The organism is Schlesneria paludicola DSM 18645, assembly GCF_000255655.1.
Lineage (GTDB): Bacteria > Planctomycetota > Planctomycetia > Planctomycetales > Planctomycetaceae > Schlesneria > Schlesneria paludicola.
Genome location: NZ_JH636434.1, coordinates 493,613 through 517,623 on the forward strand (window position 1 = coordinate 493,613; position 24,011 = coordinate 517,623).

18 protein-coding genes and 1 pseudogene are annotated in these 24,011 nt (G+C 53.1%); 4 read left to right on the forward strand and 15 right to left on the reverse strand.

Annotated elements, in window-relative coordinates:
* Window position 1: 1 nt before the first annotated feature.
* From fdhF to OSO_RS52230, 7 genes are all read right to left on the reverse strand, one after another.
* Window positions 2-2,971 (reverse strand): formate dehydrogenase subunit alpha, encoded by a 2,970-nt coding sequence (gene fdhF, locus OSO_RS0102450; RefSeq protein ID WP_010581977.1) that lies wholly within the window; start codon window positions 2,969-2,971, stop codon window positions 2-4.
* The gene (locus OSO_RS0102455; protein WP_010581978.1) at window positions 2,968-3,504 is read right to left on the reverse strand and encodes a DUF2721 domain-containing protein; all 537 of its coding nucleotides are present in this window, start codon (window positions 3,502-3,504) and stop codon (window positions 2,968-2,970) included. Before OSO_RS0102455 ends, fdhF begins: the two co-directional genes overlap by 4 nt.
* Window positions 3,505-3,507: 3 nt before the next feature.
* A complete protein-coding gene (gene fdhD, locus OSO_RS0102460; protein WP_010581979.1) occupies window positions 3,508-4,344 on the reverse strand; it encodes a formate dehydrogenase accessory sulfurtransferase FdhD in 837 nt (278 codons plus the stop codon).
* Between the two features lie 72 nt (window positions 4,345-4,416).
* Entirely contained in the window at window positions 4,417-5,463 is a 1,047-nt protein-coding gene (gene cydB, locus OSO_RS0102465) for a cytochrome d ubiquinol oxidase subunit II (protein WP_010581980.1), read from the reverse strand.
* 9 nt (window positions 5,464-5,472) lie between these two features.
* Window positions 5,473-6,798 (reverse strand): cytochrome ubiquinol oxidase subunit I, encoded by a 1,326-nt coding sequence (locus tag OSO_RS0102470; RefSeq protein WP_010581981.1) that lies wholly within the window; start codon window positions 6,796-6,798, stop codon window positions 5,473-5,475.
* Between the two features lie 43 nt (window positions 6,799-6,841).
* Window positions 6,842-7,276 (reverse strand): DUF7009 family protein, encoded by a 435-nt coding sequence (locus OSO_RS52450; RefSeq protein ID WP_010581982.1) that lies wholly within the window; start codon window positions 7,274-7,276, stop codon window positions 6,842-6,844.
* A 38-nt stretch (window positions 7,277-7,314) separates the two neighbouring features.
* Entirely contained in the window at window positions 7,315-7,449 is a 135-nt protein-coding gene (locus OSO_RS52230; RefSeq protein ID WP_261340371.1) for a hypothetical protein, read from the reverse strand.
* 374 nt (window positions 7,450-7,823) lie between these two features.
* On the opposite strand from OSO_RS52230, the gene cax reads away from it, so the two are divergent.
* Window positions 7,824-8,912 (forward strand): calcium/proton exchanger, encoded by a 1,089-nt coding sequence (cax, locus tag OSO_RS0102485; protein WP_010581983.1) that lies wholly within the window; start codon window positions 7,824-7,826, stop codon window positions 8,910-8,912.
* Window positions 8,913-9,345: 433 nt separating this feature from the next.
* On the opposite strand, the gene moaA is transcribed toward cax, so the two are convergent.
* From moaA to OSO_RS52455, 3 genes are read right to left on the reverse strand one after another with little or no spacing between them, the layout of a single operon-like run.
* Entirely contained in the window at window positions 9,346-10,341 is a 996-nt protein-coding gene (gene moaA / locus OSO_RS0102500; RefSeq protein ID WP_010581985.1) for a GTP 3',8-cyclase MoaA, read from the reverse strand.
* 1 nt (window position 10,342) lies between these two features.
* Complete coding sequence (locus tag OSO_RS0102505; RefSeq protein WP_010581986.1) at window positions 10,343-10,786, reverse strand: molybdenum cofactor biosynthesis protein MoaE; 444 nt, start codon at window positions 10,784-10,786, stop codon at window positions 10,343-10,345.
* A 5-nt stretch (window positions 10,787-10,791) separates the two neighbouring features.
* Window positions 10,792-11,040 carry a MoaD/ThiS family protein gene (locus OSO_RS52455; protein WP_010581987.1) on the reverse strand — a complete coding sequence of 83 codons (249 nt, stop codon included), beginning with the start codon at window positions 11,038-11,040 and terminating at the stop codon, window positions 10,792-10,794.
* Window positions 11,041-11,876: 836 nt separating this feature from the next.
* Here OSO_RS52455 and OSO_RS0102520 point away from each other — a divergent pair.
* Window positions 11,877-13,205, forward strand: coding sequence for a cytochrome-c peroxidase (locus OSO_RS0102520; protein WP_010581989.1), 1,329 nt, complete (start codon window positions 11,877-11,879; stop codon window positions 13,203-13,205).
* 1,011 nt (window positions 13,206-14,216) lie between these two features.
* On the opposite strand, the gene OSO_RS0102530 is transcribed toward OSO_RS0102520, so the two are convergent.
* The 4 genes from OSO_RS0102530 to OSO_RS0102555 all read right to left on the reverse strand — a co-directional run bounded on the left by OSO_RS0102530 (window position 14,217) and on the right by OSO_RS0102555 (window position 21,109).
* A complete protein-coding gene (locus OSO_RS0102530; RefSeq protein ID WP_010581990.1) occupies window positions 14,217-15,038 on the reverse strand; it encodes an alpha/beta fold hydrolase in 822 nt (273 codons plus the stop codon).
* Between the two features lie 86 nt (window positions 15,039-15,124).
* Window positions 15,125-15,721, reverse strand: a complete 597-nt coding sequence (locus OSO_RS0102535; RefSeq protein WP_010581991.1) for a Dps family protein — start codon at window positions 15,719-15,721, stop codon at window positions 15,125-15,127.
* A gap of 718 nt (window positions 15,722-16,439) precedes the next feature.
* Window positions 16,440-20,483, reverse strand: a complete 4,044-nt coding sequence (locus OSO_RS47355; RefSeq protein WP_010581993.1) for a WD40 domain-containing protein — start codon at window positions 20,481-20,483, stop codon at window positions 16,440-16,442.
* A gap of 32 nt (window positions 20,484-20,515) precedes the next feature.
* Window positions 20,516-21,109, reverse strand: coding sequence for an RNA polymerase sigma factor (locus OSO_RS0102555; RefSeq protein WP_010581994.1), 594 nt, complete (start codon window positions 21,107-21,109; stop codon window positions 20,516-20,518).
* Between the two features lie 752 nt (window positions 21,110-21,861).
* Between OSO_RS0102555 and OSO_RS52460 the strand changes: the two are divergent.
* Window positions 21,862-22,179 (forward strand): annotated as a pseudogene (locus tag OSO_RS52460) (histidine kinase dimerization/phospho-acceptor domain-containing protein); the annotation flags it as partial.
* A gap of 3 nt (window positions 22,180-22,182) precedes the next feature.
* Window positions 22,183-22,740: a sensor histidine kinase gene (locus OSO_RS0102570; RefSeq protein ID WP_237729248.1), complete on the forward strand. Its 558-nt coding sequence runs from the start codon at window positions 22,183-22,185 to the stop codon at window positions 22,738-22,740.
* Between the two features lie 145 nt (window positions 22,741-22,885).
* Here OSO_RS0102570 and OSO_RS0102575 read toward each other — a convergent pair whose 3' ends face one another.
* Window positions 22,886-23,986 carry an alkene reductase gene (locus tag OSO_RS0102575; RefSeq protein WP_029246562.1) on the reverse strand — a complete coding sequence of 367 codons (1,101 nt, stop codon included), beginning with the start codon at window positions 23,984-23,986 and terminating at the stop codon, window positions 22,886-22,888.
* Window positions 23,987-24,011 lie beyond the last annotated feature (25 nt).

The following is a 24,011-nucleotide window of genomic DNA, read 5'->3' on the forward strand; positions in this document are numbered from 1 at the left end:
GTTACTCCTTCTTAATGCTTGTATCCAACTGAACCAACTCGGACGCCGACTCGGCTCCTGGGACTGAATAGTCTTTGCGTTTCCACTTTTGTTCGACCTCAACCCCGCGCTTTGGAGTACGTGTGCCAAAACGATGATTGACCCGAGGCAAAGGTGATTTGATATCTCCCGCGATAATTCTCAGGCGTACTGAGGCTTCTTTATAGGCGGGCGTGTGTGTGACGGCGTCGGTATGGCTGCCAATCAACCGATTCACTGCAGATTCGCTCGAATTCATCGACATAAAGATTTGCCTTCCCTGGACTCGGTCTGTCACCAATGCTCGAACCAAGACTTGTCCATAGCGAGATGTCAGCTCAAGCTGCGTTCCACTGACAATGCCGCGATCCTTGGCGAGTTCGGGTGACACCTCAACGAAGACATGGGGTGTCTTGCTGCGGATTCCCGCAACACGAAGTGTCATGTTCCCTTCGTGAAAGTGTTCCAGCAGATTGCCGTTGTTCAGGTGGAGATCATATTCCTCGTCCGGTTGCTCGACGGGTTCGGTCCAACCCACGGGAAAAAGCCGTGCTTTACCGTCAGGAAACGCGAACTGCTTCGTATAGAGTAGTGGCTGATCTGTTCCGTCCGCTGCAACCGGCCATTGCAAAGACTTGTAGCCTTCAAGTCGCTCGTAGTTGACTCCGGCGAAAATCGGGGTGAGCGATGCGATCTCGTCCATAATTTCGGAGGGATGCTTGTAGTTCCAGTTTGCGCCGAGTTGCTTCGCAACATCTTGAATAATCCGCCAATCAGGGCGGCTTTGCTTCAACGGTTCGAAGACTTGATAAAGCCGTTGGATCCGACGTTCCGTACTCGAGAACGTCCCCTCTTTCTCTAAACTTGGTGCGGCCGGAAGCACCACATCTGCGAATTCGCAAGTGTGACTGAAGAAGATGTCCTGGACGATAAAAAACTCGAGCTTGGAGAAAGCGTCTTGCACGTAATTCGCGTTTGAATCCACCAGGCTCATTTCTTCGCCGAACAGATACATCGCTTTCAACTTGCCTTCATGAATCGCTTCAACCATTTCGTGATTATCGAGGCCTTTGGTCGTCGAAAGTTTGACGCCCCACGACTTTTCAAACTTCTCTCGCACTTCTGGATCGTCGACAGGTTGATATCCCGGCAAGTTGTTTGGCATTGCTCCATGATCGCCGGCACCCTGAACGTTATTGTGTCCACGCAAAGGGTAAGCTCCTGCGCCAGGTCGCATATAGTTTCCCGTGATCAAAAGCAGATTCGAGATCGCGGTCGAGGTATCTGATGCCATGGTGTGCTGTGTCACACCCATGGCCCAAAGGATGCACACGCCATCCGCTTCGGCGATCATACGCGCGACCGTCTTTAGAGTGTCGATGGGGAGCCCGCATGTACGTTCGGCAAATTCCAGCGTGAACAAATCAAGACTCTTACGGTACTCATCCAGACCATGCACCCATTGATCGAGAAATTGCTTTTTGATCAAGCCCGCATCAATCAGATAACGGCTAACGGCAGACAACCACACGAGATCGGTGCCGGGGCGCGGCCGAAAAAAGACATCGGCCCGTTCGGCCATTTCGTGTTCGCGGATATCCGCAACAATCAATTTTTGACCACGAAGCTTATGCGCACTCTTCACGCGAGTTGCCAGGACCGGGTGGCTTTCCGCCGTATTGCTGCCCACGATCAACACCAGACCTGCCTGAGCGATGTCGGTAATGGACCCCGCATCTCCTCCATACCCTACGGTGCGAAAGAGTCCCATGGTGGCAGGGGCCTGACAATATCGGGAACAGTTATCAATGTTGTTTGTTCCGATCACGGCCCGCGCCAACTTCTGCATCAAATAGCTTTCCTCATTCGTGCATTTCGACGAGGAGATGAAGGCGATTGAGTCAGGGCCCGTTTTTGTCTTGATTTCCGTGAGGCGGCGGGCGATCAGCGCCAGAGCCTCGTCCCAGGTTGCCTCGCGAAACGTGTCACCATCGCGAATCAGCGGCGCCGTCAAACGATCTTCGCTGTTGACGAAGTCCCATCCGAATTTGCCTTTGACACATGTCGAGATGCCATTCGTGGGACCGCTTTCCGGCGCGACTTTCAGAATGTGCCTGTCTTTTGTCCAGATATCAAAACTGCATCCGACCCCACAGTAAGTGCAAACGGTCTTTGTACGTCGAACACGTGATTGCCGCATGGCCGATTCAGCCTCAGAGACCTGGAGAATTGCACCGTAGCCCGCCTCTGGCTCGACTCCTTTCACGATATCGATCATTCCTGACAGGGCCTTTTTCGGTATGCCGGAAAGAAAACCGGCGTGACCGATCATCGACTTCTCCATCAACGCGTTGCAGGGACAAACGGTCACGCAGTGACCGCACGAGACGCAGCTCGATTCGCCGATCTTTGCGCCGCCGTCCCAGAGGACTCGAGGGTTTTCGTCCTCCCAGTTAATTGAAAGAGTCTCGTTGACTTCGACGTTCTGGCACGCCTCGACACATCGCCCGCATAGCAGACATTGATTGGGGTCATAGCGATAGAACGGATTGGACTCGTCAACTTCGAACGGCTTTGATTGAAACGGTATCTTCTGGTGCTCAACTTGCAGCATTTTGGTCGTGTTGTGAATGGTACAGTTGCCATTATTGTTGTCACAGACCGTGCAATACAGCATGTGATTGGCGAGAATCCTGTCGAACGCCTCGCGCTGCGCGGCAGTGGCAGCTTTTGTTTTCGTCAGTACCGTCATGCCGTCGACCACAATTTCGGCGCAGGCCCGAACAAGTTGGCCATTCACATCGACCATGCACGTGTCACAGGTTTGAAGTGGCCCGAGTTGCGAGTGATAACAAACCGCGGGAATCTCGATTCCCGCACGCTGAATCACATCAATCAGCCGTTCACCACTCGCTGCTTGTTGAATCTCACCATTGACCGTAATCGTGTTCATCTTTCATCGTCCTTTCGTGAATCGTCCGATTGCGGGACGCAGTTGGTTCGACATCGCTTGAGTTTGAACTTGGCTTCTTCGATCAAGAGCAACTGAGCTCTACGGGTCTCCCAAAGCAAGATCCCGCATCCCACAGTCAGCCCTCCCACACCTGTCGTGCCGGAAAGCAGACCTAAGGCCAATGCAAATGGCCTTAGGAATTCTTCTTGAGCAATAAAGAGAACAGCCCCCAACAAGGAGACCAGCGTTGCTGCAGAAAACGCACCGACCGCCACATACAAACTCGTCAACGCGCGAACTAAGACCAGTACTCGCGCCTCCGCCATCTTCAGATGTTCGACACGAAGGTCTGATTGGAAATCGGATGTCGTTTCATTTCTCGTGATCTCGGCGAGAATTGCCTTCGCGCGATCGATTGCCAGCGCGAATCGGTTGGATGTCGAGAGAGTCATGATCGAAGACGCGTTCGTCAAAATCGCGGGGGCGACGAGAAACGTGAGTAACGCGAATGGGTTGTTGTCGACGAATTGCACGATTCACCTGCCTTCCCCGAATCGTCCCGCGTCTGAATAAACATTGAACCGGTTGTCCCGAACGAAACCGAGCAAGGTCATTGAAGTCTCTCGAGCCAAACTGACTGCGAGACTTGATGGTGCACCGACGGCGGCCACCACCGGTATACCGGCCATGGCCGCTTTTTGAATGAGTTCGAAGCTGGCTCGCCCACTGACCAACAGCAGTCTGTCGATTAATGGCAATTTGCCTTCGAGTAGTTCGGAGCCGATCAATTTGTCGAGTGCGTTGTGTCGGCCCACGTCTTCGAATAAGGAAAGGAGATTGCCTGACTCATCAAACAACGCCGACGCATGAAGGCCTCCAGTTCGATGGAAATTGGCTTGCGCTTCACGTTGCGTCCCTGGCAATCCGTGAATCACTTCGGTCCTGACACGTGGGGCTCCATGGTTCACCTGATATCGTCTTGCGGTGAAGACAGCAGCGATGGTTCGCTTGCCGCAGACTCCGCAACTCGACGAGACAAATGAGTGCCGGTTGAATTTTGCGGCATCGATTCGCACTGACGGCTTTAACGTCGCTTGAACGACATTGGAGGAGGTGGATTGAATGTCGACAAGATCATTTTCGCTCTGGATCATTCCTTCAGTGAATAAGAAGCCAGCCGCTAATTCGACATCGTTTCCAGGCGTACGCATCGTGACGGCGATGGAATACGGACGTATTCCATCAGTTCCATGAAGTAACAACTCAATCTCCAGAGGCTCTTCAATCGACAGTTCATCTTCTTCGGCAGAATTCGTGACGTTGTCGACGCTGATGATTGGCACCGTCGTGACGCTGGCGCTGTAAAGTCGCATGGGGGTGTCCAACTCGATGCGTATTGTCTGGAACAGAGCTGCAAGGTCAGTTCACGCTGCTGACATGACACATCAGTGCGGATTTCCGAGTTCACGTGCGTCGACCTTTTCACGAATCGAGCGGAAAAGGACGGTGAAGTAGCCAGCGATCAGAATGATGCCGACAAGCCACCAACTCAGAGCTGTCCTCAAGCTTGAAGAGGACGAGGCGGTGTTGTAAGCCGTGAGGCCAAATGAGGAATCAATCGTCGACCGCAACCAGAACGGAAAATTCCCGATCATTGTTGCGGCGATCAAGCCTAAGAGAAATGCAGATGACGAAGCAAAGGCGGCCAATTCTCTTTTGGAATTCATAAAATGAAATACGCCCCAGATACCTCCGATTGCGAGTGATACAAAGAGCACGGACCAGGGGCGATTCACAAGGGTGATGAAAAGATCTCGCTGAACCCATAGGGTGGCCAACGTCACAAGAGCCCAAAGAACAACAATGCAACGCCAGATCGCCGCGGCATAAGTCTGGCTACGCGCGTGAACTGGTCCGCTGGTTCTCCACACAAGAAACAGCGCACCATGACCGGCCAAGGCGACAAGGGTAAATAGCCCTACCAGAACGGTATAGCAGTCGAAGACGCCCGGCTGAGGACCAGGCATGAAACTCGTGAAGAGTGGCATCGCATTTAATCCATCGGCATCAAGTGGGACACCGCGAACCAGATTCCCGAGCGTCGCACCGAAGACGACCGCGAGGGCTATCGACGCGCAGGAAAAGACGGCATCCCAGAACTGCCGCCACACCAGATTCTCCTGATGAGATCGGAATGCAATCGCGAGCCCGCGAAGGATCAAGAGCCAAAGTACAATCATCAGTGCCAGGTAAAAGCCGCTGAAGGCAGTCGAGTAGGTCAGGGGAAAGGCCATGAAGAGGGCTCCGCCTGCCGCAATCAACCACACTTCGTTGCCATCCCAAATGGGGCCGATTGCCGCAAGAACGATTCGCCGTTCCTCATCGTTACGCGCCACAAAGTGATGCATGATGCCCACCCCAAAATCGAACCCGTCCAAAACAGCGTAAATCGCGAGCATTGCAGCGATAATCACGAACCAAACGGCCTCCATCCCAGACTCCTACTTAAGCGCCACCGGGCCACGATTGATTTCTTTCAGTACGTTGATCACGAACAACAGCCCAAGAAGTAAGTACAACCCCGCAAATCCCAGCAGCGTGAAGACGACATCTCCGGGATTGACTTTCAACGAGCCTGCATCAGCCGTCCGCATCAATCCGTGGATAATCCAAGGTTGCCGACCAAGTTCCGCAGTCCACCAGCCGGCGGTCGTGGCGATATAAGGAAAGGGAAATGACAGCATCAGAACCCACAGCATCGCTCGGGTTTGCAGTAGTCGCCCTTGCCAGAGCAGGAACGATGCGACTCCCATCACCAGTGTCAACAATGTGCCAAGCCCGACCATGATGTGATAGCTGTAGTAGAGCAGCTCGACGTTGTCAGGCCATTGGTCCTGGGGATAGTCGTTGAGTCCTTTGACCTTGCTGCCAAACGTACCATACGCAAGGAAACTCAGGACTCCCGGAACGACGATCGGGTTCTCGAGTTTGAGTTCCGCGACATTGGGCTGCCCGATGATCGCAAGTTCTGCATAAGGCCCGCCTTCAAACAAGCCTTCCATTGCGGCCAAGGTCACAGGCTGCTTTTCGGACAGCATCTTTCCTTGTTGATCACCCGTAGGAAAGGCGACAAGGAGAATTGAGATCGCCCCTGCGATAATGCCGACCTTCAAGCAAATCCATGCATGCCTGGCATTCGCGCCCAATAGGGACCAGTAAGCTCCGACAGCTGCGACGACGAACGAAGCCGTCACGACCGAGGCCATCATATTGTGGGCGTATTGCCATAATGCCCAAGGGTTCAGCAAGTATTCCATCAGATTCGCCAAATGCAATCTGCCATCTTCTCCTAACGAATACCCAACTGGATGTTGCATGAAGGCATTTGTCACGATGATGAAATAGCCGGATAGCCAAGAACCAAGGAATAGGGCAAAAGCTGTGGCAAAGTGCCGTTGGGGACTCATTCGTTTTTCGCCATACAGAAAGAGTCCAAGAAATGAGGATTCAAGAAAGAACGCAAAAATTCCTTCCATTGCTAACGTGTGCCCGACAATTTCCCCTGCGAAGTTCGAGAAGCGGGCCCAGTTCGTGCCGAATTGAAATTCGAGTGGAATTCCAGTCACGACACCCATGGCGAAGTTGAGTGCAAAGATGCGAGCCCAGAATCGGGCGACCTCGTTGTACGACTCCTCACCCGTGCGAAGTGCCAGAAACTTAATGACCAAAATCAGCAACGCGAGCCCCATGGTCAGTTGAGGAAACAGATAGTGATACGTAATCGAAAATGCGAACTGAATTCTGTGCCAGGGCAATCCATCACTCATCGAATCTCTCCCGCAACTCATTGACGGACTCGACTGTCTACACTCAGCATGCGTCTGACGGATTTTGAAATGCGTACGCGTCATCCGACTCGTCGCCGCTCGGGCGGTCGAAGCATGCAAAATCTCTCTCTAAGATGATTCGCATCATGGCATTCTCGGCGACCTGTTCATGATCGAATCCGACGCGGTCACTACCGCGCCATTCTCTGGCATCGCTTCCGTCGATGAACAGCACGAGCCTTCCACTGCCGTAATTGGCCCGGGGCTGTCCACGATGAGCATTTCCAATTTCGACGGAACAGCTGAAAGCGACTGAGCGTCCAGGGCCAAGCCTTAACGCTTCCTGGGTTTGATCAGTTGTGACCAACTCATCGAGGCCCTTACGATCACGTCGCAATCGAATCGCAGTTCCCTTGATCCTCAATTTCATGGTGCTCTTTCCGCTGAAATCTTCAGGGGCATTGACTGCGGCGAGCATTTGAATGCAGACGATACCTGCATAGGTATGGCATTTATCTAATCGCACCAGCAGGGGCCCGCTGTGTCGCCTTCAGGCAACAACCATGCCAATTTCAAATCCAAAGTGCTTTTCGGACTTTCAGCGAATTCGCCGACGGGATATGGCTTCGAGCGATTGATTCTTCTGCTCATGAGGTAGAAATCCTTCCTGCATGACAAAATACATACCGTCCGACGGCGAGTCCTGAGCTCGCCTTCGCCTCGGCGACGTTGTCGTGTTCGCTGCTTGCCCGATCTCGCCTGACGTGACAGGCGATTCTCAGTGACTCAGGAACATCGAAAGCACCGAGTTCCCCGCATATTTAGAGCTCAATGAAGCAACTCGTCGATTCGTAGCCACTTCGAATTCTCGCTCTGGCACGGCAGTTGCCTCGGCTTCGTGCCGGTCTCTGGCCGATGACACTCACCTTGGCCATCCGCGCTACCGAGGTGCTCGAAGCTGTTGAAAATCAGCGATTCAGCTGGGCCAGGTTGCTCGCGTTAAATCGATAGGGCGGTGCTCTCAGATGTTTCGTCAGATTCTTCAGTGGCGGTTATTGCTCGCATTTATACCCATCGCTCTCGGGCTGGACTGGTATCGTACGAGCGCAAGCACCGTCTTCATTGCTGCGGCTCTTGCGATTATCCCGTTGGCGAAACTCATGGGAGATGCAACAGAGGCAATTGCCGAGGAGATCGGTCCAATCTGGGGTGGCTTGCTCAACGCGTCATTTGGTAACGCTCCTGAGGCAATCGTCAGCATATTTGCATTGAGCAAGGGACTATTCTCTGTTGTCAAAGCGTCGATTACAGGTGCGATCATCGGCGATCTGTTACTTGGACTCGGGCTCTCAATGGTTGTCGGTGGCATGAAGCACGGAGTGCAATCGATCAACGTAAAGACGAGTCGAGTTAGCGCAGGTCTACTTACCGCTTCTGGTTTTGGATTGATTATTCCAACTGTATTCAACATTGCTTCGCCGGGTGCTACTCGCATTATCAGCCTGCAAATTGCGCCGCTCTTGCTGACGATTTATATTGCAAGTATTGTCTATACGCTTGCGAACAATGAGCCAGTTGTTGGTAAATGCCTGGCAGACGCGACGCCGAACGATCAAGAATGGAATAATCATTCCCAGCCAAACGGGCTCAGGTACCAGGCGCTCGCTGTTCTTGCGATGGCAACACTCGGCCTTGCGGTCATGAGTGAAATCTTAACTCGAGCCATCGAGCCAGCCTCGGAAGGTTTAAACATTACCCCCGCATTTGCTGGGGTATTTCTGCTCGCACTTTTAGGCAATGTTCCCGACTATCTGAACGCGATCCGGTTTGGCTTGGCAGATAAGTCCGATCTCGCTCTGGCAACAACTGTGGGGTCATCGGTTCAGGTTGCCCTACTTGTCGCGCCAGTACTCGTATTCGTCGGTGTATTGTTGGGCCAGGATATCGACTTGGTGTTTTCCCAAGCTGAAGTCGTGGCAATCACTCTCTCGGTCTATGTCACGCGCAACGTAATTTACGACGGTGAGGCCAACTGGTTCCGAGGTCTGATGCTCATTGTGATCTATTCCATGTTGGGGGTTGGGTTCTTCAATCTGCCGGCGCACACGCAATGAAGTGGGAGTGCTGACGGAAGAGTCTGGTGCGGCCGCAGGAATAGAGAGGGTAAGTCTTCTGTGAACAATGGCGGGAGCGTTCGTTCGGCGGCTTCAGTCCGCTTTCGAGCTTCGAATGTTTTCGTCGGGTAGGTCAGTTTCAATCCATGCGTCAATCAGATTTGTCAATGAGACCGCGCGGATCATTGCACGGAAAGTCAACGATGGCCAAGGTACTTTGAGCAAGAACTTGGGCTCACGTATCATCCCGATTCAGCGTCACTCGCTTCAAATTGCGACGTCATTTCCATTCATTGTCCACTCAATCCGACCACAGAACACGCTTCGTTTGACGGCGAGTAATTAACATCGATCTCATGTCAAAAACGCCCCGAGTTGACCGATTTATCCAGGTCGATAAATCGGCGATGCTTCAAGTGAGCGATCTTGGGGACTAGCCACCGATCGAATACATCGGGCGCGATGGCTGGATGAAGTTGGCGGCGTTGATCTCATGGCCCGCCTTCTTCATTGCGATACTGGATCGAATGGCGGCTTCGACCGCGGAGTCGTCAGATCCTGATCGCAGCAACACTTTGACGTCAGTTTCCTCAGTGCTGAATAAGCAATTTCTCAACTTGCCATCGGCGGTAATTCGAAATCGATCACAGCTCATACAGAATGGCTGACTGACTGAAGAGATGAAGCCGATTCGACCAATACCATCAGCGAACACAAATTCAGTTGCCGGCGCTTTGGGATTCCGATTCGGCAACGGAACTAACGGCATGATCTCTCGTTCAAGTACTTCGACGATCTCGTTGGAGTAGAGAACCTTCCCATGGTCCCACGCATTGTCGGCGTCCAGCGGCATGAATTCAATAAAGCGAATCTCGACTCCAGTGCGTCGCGCGAACAGTCCGAACGGTACGATTTCCTCTTCTGTCAGCCCTCGGACCGCAACCGCATTGACCTTGATCGGATCGAACCCTATTCCCTTCGCCGTCTGAATGCCGTTGATCACTTTTTCGTATCCTTGCCGACGCGTGATGGCGGCAAATTTCTGAGCATCGAGCGCATCAAGGCTGACATTGATACGCCGCAGGCCTGCATCAAAAAGGTCTCGGGCCTGATCTGCCAGCAGGATCCCATTGGTTGTCAGTCCTATGTCCTCGATCCCCTTGATCTGTGCCAGTTTCCGGATCAGCACATTGAGGTCACGGCGCACAAGTGGCTCGCCGCCAGTCAAACGGAGTTTTCGGAGTCCAAGTGGCACTGCAATGCGGACAAAACGTTCAATTTCATCGAATGTCAAAATCTCGCTTCGTTCCATAAACTGTACGTGTTCAGCTGGCATACAGTAAAAGCAACGGAGATTGCAGCGGTCAGTGACACTAATCCGAAGATTCGTATGCTCACGCCCGAAACCATCAATCAGCGGCAGGTGCATGTCATTCGTCCCTCAATAATTCGATGCCTGGATGAATCCACTCCGTGCTACCGTCGATCGAATTCTCCTTTTTCCAGATGGGGACCACTTCCTTAATGCGATCAATCAAGTACTTGCTGGCTTCGAAAGCCTGATGACGATGTGGGGTACAAACGGCGATCGCGACACTGATTTCACCTGGCTCAAGTCTCCCAAGTCGATGGGCAATTGCGGTGTTCACAATCGGCCATCTCTTGTACGCCTCTAAGACGATCTCTTCCAATGTGGACTGGGCCATTTGTGGATATGCCTCGTAGTCAAGAGCAATCGTCTTTTGCCCCCCCGTCATCTCTCGCACGGTTCCCAGAAACAAGACAACGGCACCACCAATTCTGGATCGCACATCCTCGATCAATGTCGAGTATTGAATTGGATCGTGAGTGATCTGAATCGTATTCTCGCTCATAAACATCAGCCTCCACTCACAGGCAAGAAGCACGCAATTTCATCGTTCGGGCTGATTTGGGCGGTATCACATTCTGCGTAACGAGTCCCGATCGCAAACAGAAGGTGATCAACATAAACTGAAAATTCCGGATACTTTTTAATCAGCGATTGCTTTAGCTCCAGAATTCGAGCTGGTGCTTGAATCTCGATGACTACGGAATCGGCTCCTGCCAACTCCCGTAGCCGGGCAAACAAACGTACTTCAGTTCTCATAGTATCCAAATTCGCATTCCTAAAGTCTGTCGCATCTCGGACTTCTTGGGAGAGTGATGCTTCTGCGCAAACCGTCACGAGCTCGCAAAGAAGTGATCAAGTGAGACCAAGTCATCAACCGTTGAAAGGCGACAGAGTCGACAACAAAAGGCTAGAGCGACAGCCCTATCGTGATCTGATTCGAAAACTGCGTAGACGGGCCAGACGTCAGGCAAAAGCAGTATCCACGCCTGATAGATCGACGTGCTCGTGACTTCGAGGGTCTAATTTTCATTTTCACACGATCCTCGAATTGTTGCCTCAAACGCGATCTCCTGCCGACGTAGCACCCGACGCTTCCGCGTTTGCGCTCCAGCGGAAGTGCGCCGTCAGCCGATCAGCAATCCACATGCCATTTATGTCTGGTCCTGCGAATCGATCAGTTCAAGGCCGGGATCCCGCCACGGACTCGCATCATAAACGGCGACTGAGTCGATTCAGGAATTGCGCGATTCGAAAAGTGGCATCAACATTTCCCGCGTGGCTGAAAGTGTGTCCGACGGGTGAGACTGGAGTTTAGGCAAATTGATCATTGACGCCAGCTGATGACGACTTGGTCCGTCGACCGGATGCAAGCAGGGAAAGCCATCAACGGCGAAATCAGCCGGGATCGCCGACCGGTCGGCGATGTCCAATCGCACATCTTCAAACCGCGAGAAACCAGGTTCGATTGACCATTTGGTTCTGAAGCTCAGTCGCGAAGCACACGGCGCGGGAGTTGCTAAATGCGGTTTCCGAATCATGGACCATTCAAATGGATGGACGTAAATACAGCGTCTGGATAGGAGCAAGAAGCGATGTCGATATGGAAAGGGACATGTTCGGCGGTTCTCATCGTCGTGACGGTGTTCGGCGGAATCCACTTGCATAGTGAAGAAAAGAGAGCGAGTGATCGAGCCACTGGGGATGGCAAGGGGTCTATCCTTGCTGGCGAAGTCCCACCACTTCCTGAACCTGGACGACTTGCCGATCCCCGATCGTTGCAGCAAACGGGACTTCCGATCGCGGCCACTCGGTCTCTGCAAGGAAGCGATAACGTTCATAGCCAAGCGATGATCGCGCTCGGACAAAAACTGTTCTTCGATGGCAGATTGTCGGCGAACGGGACTGTATCATGTGCCACTTGTCACGATCCAGCTCGGGCATTTACCGATGGCCGAGCCACGTCCATTGGGATTCATGGCCGCATTGGTCAACGTAACTCTCCAACCGTACTAAACGCTCTCTACAACAAATTTCAATTCTGGGACGGTCGGGCGAAGTCGATTGAGGAACAGGCATCCCTGCCACTCGTGAATCCTTTGGAGATGGGACAACCCGGGCTGGATGCAGTGGTGTCCCAGGTCGCCGCCGTCAAAGAGTATCGAGTGGAATTCCAGAATGCGTTCGGCAGGTCCGTTAATGCCACGGATTTATTGCAGGCGATCGCATCTTACGAGAAAACGCTCGTTGCGTTTGATTCGCCATTCGATCACTTCATCAATGGCGACAAGAACGCGATTGATGAGTCTTCCAAGAGAGGCTGGGAGCTTTTCAATACGAAGGCGCGTTGCAACCTGTGTCACGCACTGACGGACACCGAACGAGACGTGACCTATTTCCAAGACAATGACTTTCACAACATTGGCATTGGGATTATCAGGCACAAAATTGGTGAACTGGCACTCCGTGCCGAAGAGCTAGTTGCCTCTGGTGACTCGAAAGCGATCGACGACGGAGCGATCGGGACCGATTTCTCGTCGCTGGGGCGTTTCTTGATCACGAAAAGCACCGCCGATACGGCGGCGTACAAAACTCCGAACCTGCGGAATGTGCTCGTAACGGGGCCATATTTTCACGACGGTTCACAAGAAACGCTTTGGGATGCACTGGATCACTACAATAAGGGGGCTGGTCTGAGCAATCCGTGGCTTGACAAGGACATTCAACCACTCGCGCTGTCCGAACAGGACATCGACGATGTCATCGCGTTCCTCGCATCACTAACAAGCGGAGATTACCAGAGCTTTGGGAGGAGTGAGCTAAAACGCCAGTATGAATTGTCACGAAGTCACCGTCCCCAACGCGACACCGTGCGAGCATTCGGAGGTAAGAATTCAATCTCAAGCAAAACTGCTCAAGAATAAACAGCGTTTCGCGTCCGCGCGACGTTGCTGCCGAGTCTCGAACTTTACTCTCCATGGCGACCCAGGATCTTTACAAACGGTTCGACCGACGTGATTCACGTAGCGAAGCAGGCCGTGCTTTAGCAAAATGATCGGATGCCGAAGCGAGCGTGGCCGTGGCAAACCATTGCACGTTTCAAAGCATGCTCGACAATTAGAACGACTGCGAGTGTGACGCAGAACCGAGGCGACAGTTCAACGCCTTTGCGGTGTGCGTCCGCGTGGATGTGATGGCTTAACTCCATCAACCGAATCAAATGATGAATTGGCTCATTAGAGGTTCGGGTGTTCAACCGTAGCAGTGAGTCATGATCGATCAACACATGTTCGTCGCGTGAAAACGCCCATCGACAGCATCAGTCGATTGCCCACCATTGACAGAAACTCCCTCACGTCGATGAAACGAAAGGCATGACGCGAAACGCATAAACACAAGATCGTCATCGTCACAAAAGCCATCAGATTGCGATCGCCGTTCTCTAAAAACGATTGCTCGGAACATTGGACGAAGTTGGCAATCGCATTGGTGGCAGGGCGGTGTGCGATTTTATGTAACGTCTTGGGCTTCCTGCGACTACACGACGATCTTCTCTGACAACGTCGCTCCTGGGCGCACATCCACTGAAACAAGTAGCCGCTCCCGCTGTCTGACGCCGAAATGCCAGCGAGTAAAGATCGCTGCAATGAGCGCAGAAGCGGAGTCCTGGACTTCTATCGCGTACCAAGGTATTGCTTTTGTGTAACGTCACATCTCACTGTGTTGCTTCTCAAACCGCACTGAGATGTGACGCAGGTCCGTGAAGACTGAAACAGATGTATTCCGAATGCTTCTTGTACGCCTCGTATTGTCCGTCTGCTGAATACCTGCGCGAACCATTGACATCGATTGAAGACCTGGCTCAAAGGCCGTCAGCAAGAAGTCCTCGAGTGAGACGCGAACGACATAAGGATGCCCAGTTGGTTCATCGTGCTCTATTTTCTGAAAAATTCGAGAAGGTCCGCGTTGACACGATCTTTCAAAGTCGTGCATAGACCATGAGGTGCACCGACGTAGACTTTGAGTGTCGCGTTCTTGATGAGCTGATTCGAACGCAATGCGGAAGCGCCGATCGGAACGATCTGATCATCGTCGCCATGAAGGATAAGGGTAGGGACGTCGATTGCCTTCAAGTCTTCGGTGAAGTCCGTCTCAGAGAATTCCTTGATGCAATCGTATGCGGCTTTAAAGCTGGCCATCATGCCTTGAAGCCAAAAGGCATCGCGAACGCCTTGCGACACATTTGCCTCAGGACGGTTATATCCATAGAACGCCGTTGTGAGTTCCTTGAAGAACTGCGAACGATCGTTGTGTACGGCCGATCGAATTTGATCGAACGTCTCCATCGGCAATCCGGATGGATTGGTCGTTGTTTTCAGCATCAAGGGAGGTACTGCACCAATCAAAACGGCTTTTGACACGCGCTTTGTACCATGTCGACCAACGTAACGGGCGACTTCACCGCCACCCGTCGAATGCCCCACGTGAATCACTCCATTCAAATTGAGAGTCTCAACGAGCGTTGCCAGGTCATCTGCATATGTGTTCATATCATTGCCGTTCCAAGGTTGACCTGATCGGCCATGCCCGCGGCGGTCATGTGCGATGCAGCGGTATCCGTTTGACGCAAGAAAGTTCATTTGGTCCTCCCATGCGTCCGCGCTGAGCGGCCACCCGTGGCTGAATACGACTGGCTGTCCGCTACCCCAGTCCTTGAAGTAGAGCTGAGTGCCGTCTTTTGTTAGAAAAGTTCCCATGGAAACCGACTCCTGCCTGTGGCTACGAGGATGGATACGTTGTCGAACTGTTCAGATCATCGACCGTCGCGAGAAGTGCGGGTTCATCATGACTGTTCGTCAGCACGGACAAGAGGCGAGTCGACGATGTGTTCGGCGACAAACCACACCTGCAATTCATTCGTTCGGATCACGCTGCTGACGAGAAGGTCATTCGTCCCGTCATCGCCAGATTCAGTTGCTTGCCGTGCCATCGTCCGAGCTTCCTGGAGAATGACTTCGTGTGCATGAAGGAGTCGAGAGATTTGGACTGGCACTTCTTCGCGCCCTCTTGGCGGACGCGGAATTAATGTCATTTCGCTGACATCTGCCGACATGGCGATACCGACGCCGCCCAGTGTCATGATTCGCTCACCGATCAGGTCCACCAGATCGTTCTGTTCACCGAAGTGCTTATCGAATAGCAGGTGTAACTGGTAGAATGTCGGGCCCGATACTTGCCAGTGGTGTTTCTTGTAAAGATCGCGAAGCGTAATTGTGTCGGCCAGCAGCTGATTCAGATTGTCGGTGCTCACTCGACGGCTGCTCTCAGCAAGCGCAATCGGCATGGATACTAATGTACCAAATGGTTGGATCTCAGGAGCGTTCTGTCGAGTCAGTGGGGCTGCGGTTGAGAGGATGTTTGCAATACTTGATTTGCTCATCGTGAACTCCTGATTGATCTAAAGTGTGTCAATGTTCGTGACTTCGATTGCGGTGATCGCTTGTTGAAAGCACGGCAAGCGGCATCTATTTCGATTCAAAAACACCATGAATTCGTGAATTCGAGGGGCCCAATGCTCTTTCTTTCAACAAGCCTTTTCGTCTTCTTGACCCCTAAGAGCCTAGAGCGAACGCACTCGCAATCGCCCTCCATGCAAGATGCGCGCCACACTTTCGAACCGTATCGTTGACGGCTCGCGCCGGAGAGATTCGTAACGTGGCCGAACGCGCGATGAGTGAATGACGGCCGCCATAGAAGTCCGCGGTTCGACAGACATGACTTTCAGGTCGCCGCAGCATTCAGCGCCGAATTCCCCGGGCAATCCAGCACTTCTGCCGGATTATTGAAGCATAATTTGCAGGATATCGAGCGAGCTGTCGTAACCTGAATGCCGCCTTCGCAGGTTTCCCAAACCGATCGATGTTGATCAAACCATGATTCGCGCTGATGGCGGCAATCTCGCCTGTTGGGCAATCCAGCTGCCACCTCATTGCGAATTCGCGACTGAGTCGCACGGCGCGTCCGTTTTTCCTCAGGTGAAAAACTGGCCGCTCAATTCTGCGTTGCAGTTTGTTGAAATGACGGCGACTGACCGCGTTCGCACTAATGCCATCACATCGTGAACACCTGGGGCTTGTCCTTCGCATTTTTTCGGACGGCTATTGGTCTGTAACGATCCGCGCTCGTATGAGATCCGCAGGTGCGTTTGACAGCCGCAAATACAGCGAGTGTTGGCCTCGGGTGTTGTTGACGCATACCAGAATGGTGTTCCACCCCATTTCAAGATGGCCTTGAACCGCATCCGTATTCGCTCCACCGCTTCTAACGTGCAAGTGCTCGTAGATTCGTTCGCCGTTAACCCACAAACCCATCTGGTCGTCCGAGCCAACCAGAAGTGCGACGGATTGCTTTTTGGGTGAGAACACACGCAATCTCGCTAAAGCCGAGATGTGTTCGGCCTGATCAAATAACGAGCCGAAATTGACATATCCACTGGAGCACAGCGAGATCGGCTGCCAACGCGGTTGGGAAAACGGGGTGTTGAAGGCGCTCGCATCGAGAGATCCACCACTCGTCAAGTCGAGTCCATCAGGTAACCCCGCGTTCAAATCCTCGGGATACGGACCCGCGGCCCAGGAAACGGGTACAAACCAATGCTTCGCAGGATTCAGTGCCAAATACCTCGAGATATCATGGGCTGCATTGTCCCAGTCTTCCAACTGAGCATGAATTTCGGCCTTCAATTTCCAGGCCGCTGAATGATTTGGATCTACCGCAAGTTGACGGTCCAGAACCGGCAGAAAATTTCGCCCCCGCCCCGCAACATATCCGGACGTCGCATCGTGGATCAAAACCTTGTGATCCTGCCAACCTGAGGCCAGGCACATTCCATCGGGACTCCATGCGACAGAATTCGCTTCACTTTCATTGTATGCCAGACTCAGAGCCTCTGCGCCAGTCTGTGCATCCCAGACCTTAATCGTCCGATCCCAACTGACAGAAGCGAGTCGCATTCCATCAGGGCTCCAATTCACAGAGACCACTTGCGACGTGTGTCCACGGAGGGTGTGACTTAATTTGCCAGTCTCAAGACTCCAAATTCGAATTGTCTTATCAGTTCCGGTCGAGGCTAAGAACTGCCCTTCTGGGCTCCAGGCCACAGAGAGGACTTCGCCCGAATGTCCTTCGAAAGAGTGTAGGGCGACAGCGGCCGATACATCCCACACTTTGACCGTCATATCCGACGAGGCCGTTGCCAGCCGAGTGCTATCAGGACTCCAGGAGACAGCGAGGACTGATTGACCAGCACTGTGCCCATGGAAACCATGATTCTCTTTTCCCGTAACAGCGTCCCAGATGCGAACCGTCTGATCTGCACTGACCGACGCCAGGCATCGGCCGTCTGGGCTCCAAACCACGGAAAGCACTTCGGCAGTGTGACCATTGAACGTGTTTAAAATCTTATTTGCTGCGACATCCCAAATTCGAATTGTCTTATCTCCTCCAGCGGATGCCAAAAGTGCACCACGCGGCTCCCAGGTCACCGAGTTCACAACGCTTGTGTGCCCTCGTAGGGTGCATTCCACTTGACCCAGCGCGATATTCCAAACGCAGATTGTATGGTCGGTGCTGGCTGAAGCGAGAAGCTGATTGTCATGTCGCCAGGCGACATCCTTCACGGCACCTTGATGGCCGCTGAGTATCGGCGTCTCGGGACCCGCCGTCGCATTCCAGACCTTGATCATTCCATCGAAGCCAGCAGAGGCCAACCTCCGTCCATCGGGGTTCCAGGCCACTCCCACTGTCCAGGCCGAGTGTCCGCGGAAAGTAGCGACCGCGGGCCCTCCGTTGACTGACCAGACTTTTACTGTCTCGTCTTCACTCCCTGTCGAAAGTTGAGTTCCGTCAGGACTCCACGCGACCGTCCACACGACTCCGCTATGGCCTTGAAGGGTAAGGGGCTCAAGATTACCGCTCGAGTCCCAGATTTTGACGGTTCTATCATTTCCACCAGAAGCTAACCGTCGACCATCTGGGCTCCACTTGACCCGATTGACTCCGTTGACGTGCCCATTCAGAGAGACCAACGCGTGGCCGGTACCAGAATCCCAAATTCGGATCTCCGAATCCCGACTACATGACGCCAACTTTTGGCCATCTGGGCTCCACTCGACATCGGAAAATGCTTGAGTGCCCTCGTTAATAACGAGCAAACTGGTCCCCGAGTTTGCGTCCCAGATCTGGATCGTTTCATCAGATCCGCTTGAAGCCAGTTGCGTCCCGTCAGGACTCCACACCGCAGTCCATACATATCCTGTATGTCCCCGAAACGTAAGTAGTTCCTGGCCTTTTTCGGCGTCCCAGATCTTGACAGTTCCATCTAAGCTGGCCGAGACGATTCGTTGACCATCCGGGCTCCATGCCGCCCGAATGGCAGCGTGGCTGTGGCCGGGGATCGCGAGAAGCTCCCACCCTTCAGCGGCGTCCCAGATCCCGACTGTTCCGTCCCTGCTTGCCGATGCCAGCTTTTTTCCGTCAGGGCTCCATTGAACGTCAGACACCCCTGCCGCATGTCCCATCAACGTCATGGTGTCGCGATGGCAAAGACCATTGAGGTAGTACCACTCCCAATTTCGCAAATCCTGTTGTCTGGATTCCCAAAGATTGGTTTGCCAAGGGGCAAGGATTTCGCCGATACGACCGACTCCACCAGGCGCTGCAGCTGCTTGACCGGCCGAGTTCATTCGAGAGAGATAAAGACTTTGCCGAAACTCTTTGCCCTGCTTCTCGGCCTCGTGCCGCAAACCTTCGGCACGAATTTCAGCTTCGACCGCTTTCTGACGTGACTCCTCTCGTTCGTCCGCAAGGCGTCCTTTGTCGAGAGCAAGAAGGTGTTGGCGATGCTCCATGGCTCGGAAATGAGTTGCCGCAGCGAGTGATCCAACAATCAATGCGACAAACAAAATCGCAGCAGAAGCCATCGCTGCAGATAGCCATTGATGACGCCGCACCCAGCGGAGCGTTCGCTCGGATATCCCAACGGGACGCGCGAGAATCGATTCGTCGCGCAGATAACGCCCCAGATCGGCGGCCAACTCGGCGGCCGTCAGATATCGAAGTCGAGGGTCTTTTTCCAAACACTTTAGGCAGATGGTTTGCACGTCATATGGCACATTTGCCACGAGACGCGTCGGCGGTACTGGCTCCTGATGGGCGGACTGAATCATTGTTTCGACAGGGGTGGGCCCCTGGAAGGGCGGACGACCGGTCAGCAACTCATAAAGGATGACTCCCAGCGAATAGATGTCGGTTGCCGGCCCAATCTCTGTCGCATCGCCTCGAGCCTGTTCTGGTGCGACATAAGCCGGAGTCCCCATGATTTCACCCGAACGCGTCATATTGTCTTCAACAATACCCGCAGCGGACAAGATCTTCGCCAACCCAAAGTCGGTCACCTTCAGGGTCTCCCAAGGCAAATCTACGCTTTTTGCGGGGTTCGACGCACTTTTGAAGTCTCTCTGTTTTTTCAACAGGATATTCGAGGGCTTTAGATCGCGATGAATGACGCCATTCTGATGCGCGTAATCGACGGCATTTGCCAGAGTCTGTGTGATTTGCGCGGCCTCTTTAGCCACTCGCGGTGCCCCATTTAGCCAGGTCGCCAGGTCCTCTCCATCGATCCATTCAAGAGCCAAGTAGGGAAAGCCAAATTGATCGCCGACGTCATAAATTTGAATGATATTTGGATGTTGGAGTCTCGCGATGGCCTGGGCTTCTCGGCGAAATCGAAGTCGCCCATGTGACGACAAGTAGGGGCCTGCCATGATCATTTTCAGAGCAACAAATCGATCGAGTTCGCAGTGCAAGGCGCGATACACGACGCCAGCAGCACCTCGACCAATTTCTTCAAAGATTCGGTATCCTTGAACGTCGGGTTTCGAGACGCCTGATTTGTCCGGCTTGATCGCGAGTTGTCCTACAAACGCTTCGGCTTCCGCTTCTGGGCCATCGCGCACAACATCAGAAAGCGCGATGCGAAGATGTGTTTGATCTGGCCCCGGGGTTCGCAGCGACTGCGACTGAAGTTCCTGCTGACAAATCAAACAATTCTCAACGTGATTCAAGACTTGTAGAAGCTCGGATTCGGCTGACTCATCCTCGATTAACCGTTTGAGCAATTCCGTCGACGGACATACTTCCACATCAGATCCCCAGTAAACTCCAGCCGACTCACTTATTCTCGATCCAATCGGGCGATCTCGTCCCGAAGCATGCGTTGTACCTTGCTACGAGCGACAAATACGGTCGCAACTTTCATTCCGAGCAACTCTGCCACTTCGATTCCAGTACGGTCTTGTAATGCAAGCAACTGGAATGCCTCCCAGGTCCTCGTCTCAACTCGCAACCGGACACGCGCAGCGGCTTCTTTGAGCAATTCCTGTTGAGCGGCATCTTCCATACGCTGAAACAAATCGTCCTTCGCCTCAATGGCAGCCAGTTGATTGAGTACGAAATCGCTGCCCGTCGCCTGTCCAGACCTGCGGTGCTTCTGAATGTGGTCCTGCCATGCGTGGAGCGTCACAGTTTTGAGCCAGGCCCGGAAGCTGAGACTCGGATCGTAAGCGAAATCCTTCATCCGCCCGGACAGCTTAAGAAAGACGTCTTGCGTGACGTCTTGTGCGTCCGCCTCTTGTAGGCCCCAAGCACGGCACCACACATAAATTTTTTGCCCGTACCATTTTACAAACTCTGCCCAAGCGATGGGATCTGCGGGAGCCAACCGCAGACGCTGCAAAAGAGTGAAATTCGTGTAGGAGCCAGGACGCATCAAATGGACTTCCAGAAACGGCGGGGGAAGTCGCCGATGAAGACGAATTGACAATTCATCAAACGAGTTCCAACAGAACAAATTGCCCCCCGCCAGTTTGTCCCGGCTTGATCAATAACTGCAAGCTCGATGATATCCACCGTCTTAAATGCACGGAAGCGCCAATTCTCACAGCGTTTTTGGTCGCGATTGTGCGTAAGTCCTTGTCGCAGAAAGCAATCAGGAGGTTCAAGGGTTGAAACTGTCCACTCTGCACGCTTAATGAGGCGGGCCAGACGAAGTGTGCGAACTGCGCTCTTATCATTGTATTGAAGTGTGTCACGAGAGAGCTTTGGATGCTTTCGGGGGCAAACTTAGGTTCATCATTCGGAGGCAACGTGCTCATCGCGGGCTTTATCTGACTGAATGTCCACCTGAAAACGATCCGCGATCTGGGGTAGACGAGGTTTACCGCATCCGTTGCAAGTTCCGGGTCTGCCGCCTTGCAGCGGGGGGCTTGGCTGCCGAAATCGGGTTCGAAATCGCTAGCGACGTCGGACTTCGCGTCACGCTTCAAATTCACGAAAAATTTCAATTTTACGGCCGTTAGGTTTTCAAATTTTCGCAGTATTAGTCTGCGAGACGATGCCCGTCATCGCACCTCAGTTGGATCGCGTGTCACACTGCCACAAGGAATATTTTGCGATCCGTCATCTTCGCGATTGGAAACTCGCAGAGCGGCGGGATGCAAAGATTTCAGCCAGGGGATTGAAATGGTAAACACCACGTTTCGAGAGAGTTCATTGGACCGAGTTCAACAAAATCGGCAGTCACGTGAACCGTCTGACAGACTCAACCCATGGCCATCGACGAGTTGCGAAAAGCAGCTGGAATCGTCGACGTTTCCAGGGCTTGTCGATTCTCAAAATGAGTTTTTGGCAATGGTCCTGCACGAAATGCGTAATCCGCTTCATGACATCCTTCTGGCAATCGACGCAATACGAAGCAACGAGAACCATCTCGGCACACTTGGTTGGATTCTCACCGGGATGGAGAGGTCCGCTGCAAAAATAGACGCCCTGACTGATGATCTCATGAATCTCTGTCAGGCGTCTCATTCGACATTCAAACTTCATTCTCGACCGGTGGACCTGACCGTTGCCGCTCTCGCGACTATTGAACGTCAACGTAATCACTTTAAGAAGAAAGAACTGTCGATCACGTTTCATGCCACCTCGGAACCGGTTGTCATCGCGGCCGACCCCGACCGTTTGGATCTCTTGCTCGACAATCTTCTCAGCAACGCCGCCAAGTATTGCTCGACAGGTGGCAAGATTATTGTTTCGGTCTCGATCGAGAATGAAGAGGCTGTTCTCCAGATTGAAGACACAGGAATTGGGATTTCTCCGGAGATCCTTCCTTTTGTCTTCAATCCTTTTGTAAGAGAACGAAAATCGGCTGAGATCGGGTCAGGGATCGGCCTTTTGATCGTTCGAACCCTGGTCGAGTCGCACGGAGGTACTGTCGAAGCCAATAGCCCTGGACGCGGAAAAGGAAGTACGTTTATCCTTCGATTTCCATCTCTGAAGGACAAGGCGAGACCTATGGAATCGCATGGACGCTGCCATTCTTTCATCGAATCATTTCAATAAACGTCTCCATTCCGCGGTTTGGGTTGCTCAATACAAGGCCCCTCAATATCGATTCATCTTCGCGCGGTGGAGACCAATCGGTCTCCGTTGAACACTGCAATCACCAACGCTTGCGTCGATTGCAGCCATGAGATTTCACGGAATATCAGTGCCGCCCCTGTTCGGACAAAGTCGGATAGTCTGTGTAGCCATGATCGCCACCACCGTAGAATGTCTGCCCATCCGGAATGTTGAGCGGCGCGTCGAGCCGAAAACGATCGACTAGGTCTGGGTTGGAAATGAATGGTCTGCCGTACGCGACGAGGTCCGCCCGGCCCGCACTGACGGCCGCATCTCCGGTTGCCTTGTTGAATCCACCAACGGCAATTAACGTCCCCGTGAAGACCGACCGAATTAGATCGATCGAATTAAACGGTGGGGCAGTCCCTCGGCCGTATCCACTATCATATCCAACATGAAGATAAGCGAGTCCGAGCGGATTGAGGCGGCGTGCCAGGTACGTGTACGTTTCAGCGGGGTTATCATCGAAAGTGTCGTTGACCGTAAACCCGGGACCGATCTTAATCCCAACGCGGTCTGCACCCCTCACACCACAAAGCGCCTCGATCACTTCCAACGTAAAGCGAGTTCTGGCCTCCAGTGAACCGCCATATTCGTCGGTGCGCCGGTTCGAACCCGTGACTTGAAATTGATTGGGGAGATATCCGGTCGCAGCATGGAGTTCGACGCCGTCAAATCCCGCAGTAATCGACAATTCGGCCGCCCGCTGATACTCGTCGATCACGATCGGTATTTCGTCGGTTGAAAGAGGTCTGGGGGTCTCGAATGACTGCTTTCCCTCGAATGTGTGAACCTCGCCCGAGACAGCAATCGCTGATGGTGCGATGGGCAAGGCGTGTTCGGGCAGGAGAGAGGAGTGGGATACACGCCCCGCGTGCATGAGCTGCACGAAGATGCGGCCTCCGGCTGCGTGAACAGCATCGGTCACTTTCCTCCAGCCCGCTGCCTGTTCATCCGAATGCAGGCCAGGCGGAAAAGTGTAGCCACGTCCCATTGGGCTGGGGTGTGTTCCTTCGGTAATGATGAGGCCGGCGGAGGCTCGTTGCGAATAATACCGAACCATGGACTCAGTAGGGACGCATCCTGCTCCGGCACGAATTCTGGTCATGGGCGACATCACGATGCGATTGGGCAGGACCAGTGCGCCGACTCTTATAGGCGTAAATAGCCCAGGACGCGTAGACATATTCTCTCCTCAATTGAAAATGTTT

Bases quoted from the DNA above. Each gene is read 5' to 3' on its own strand.
- fdhF (WP_010581977.1), bottom strand. From the start codon at position 2,971: ATGAACACGATTACGGTCAATGGTGAGATTCAACAAGCAGCGAGTGGT.
- fdhD (WP_010581979.1), bottom strand. From the start codon at position 4,344: ATGCGACTTTACAGCGCCAGCGTCACGACGGTGCCAATCATCAGCGTC.
- cydB (WP_010581980.1), bottom strand. From the start codon at position 5,463: ATGGAGGCCGTTTGGTTCGTGATTATCGCTGCAATGCTCGCGATTTAC.
- OSO_RS0102470 (WP_010581981.1), bottom strand. From the start codon at position 6,798: ATGAGTGATGGATTGCCCTGGCACAGAATTCAGTTCGCATTTTCGATT.
- OSO_RS52450 (WP_010581982.1), bottom strand. From the start codon at position 7,276: ATGCTCGCCGCAGTCAATGCCCCTGAAGATTTCAGCGGAAAGAGCACC.
- OSO_RS52230 (WP_261340371.1), bottom strand. From the start codon at position 7,449: ATGAGCAGAAGAATCAATCGCTCGAAGCCATATCCCGTCGGCGAATTC.
- cax (WP_010581983.1), top strand. From the start codon at position 7,824: ATGTTTCGTCAGATTCTTCAGTGGCGGTTATTGCTCGCATTTATACCC.
- moaA (WP_010581985.1), bottom strand. From the start codon at position 10,341: ATGCACCTGCCGCTGATTGATGGTTTCGGGCGTGAGCATACGAATCTT.
- OSO_RS0102505 (WP_010581986.1), bottom strand. From the start codon at position 10,786: ATGAGCGAGAATACGATTCAGATCACTCACGATCCAATTCAATACTCG.
- OSO_RS52455 (WP_010581987.1), bottom strand. From the start codon at position 11,040: ATGAGAACTGAAGTACGTTTGTTTGCCCGGCTACGGGAGTTGGCAGGA.
- OSO_RS0102520 (WP_010581989.1), top strand. From the start codon at position 11,877: ATGTCGATATGGAAAGGGACATGTTCGGCGGTTCTCATCGTCGTGACG.
- OSO_RS0102530 (WP_010581990.1), bottom strand. From the start codon at position 15,038: ATGGGAACTTTTCTAACAAAAGACGGCACTCAGCTCTACTTCAAGGAC.
- OSO_RS0102535 (WP_010581991.1), bottom strand. From the start codon at position 15,721: ATGAGCAAATCAAGTATTGCAAACATCCTCTCAACCGCAGCCCCACTG.
- OSO_RS0102555 (WP_010581994.1), bottom strand. From the start codon at position 21,109: ATGCGTCCTGGCTCCTACACGAATTTCACTCTTTTGCAGCGTCTGCGG.
- OSO_RS0102570 (WP_237729248.1), top strand. From the start codon at position 22,183: ATGAATCTCTGTCAGGCGTCTCATTCGACATTCAAACTTCATTCTCGA.
- OSO_RS0102575 (WP_029246562.1), bottom strand. From the start codon at position 23,986: ATGTCTACGCGTCCTGGGCTATTTACGCCTATAAGAGTCGGCGCACTG.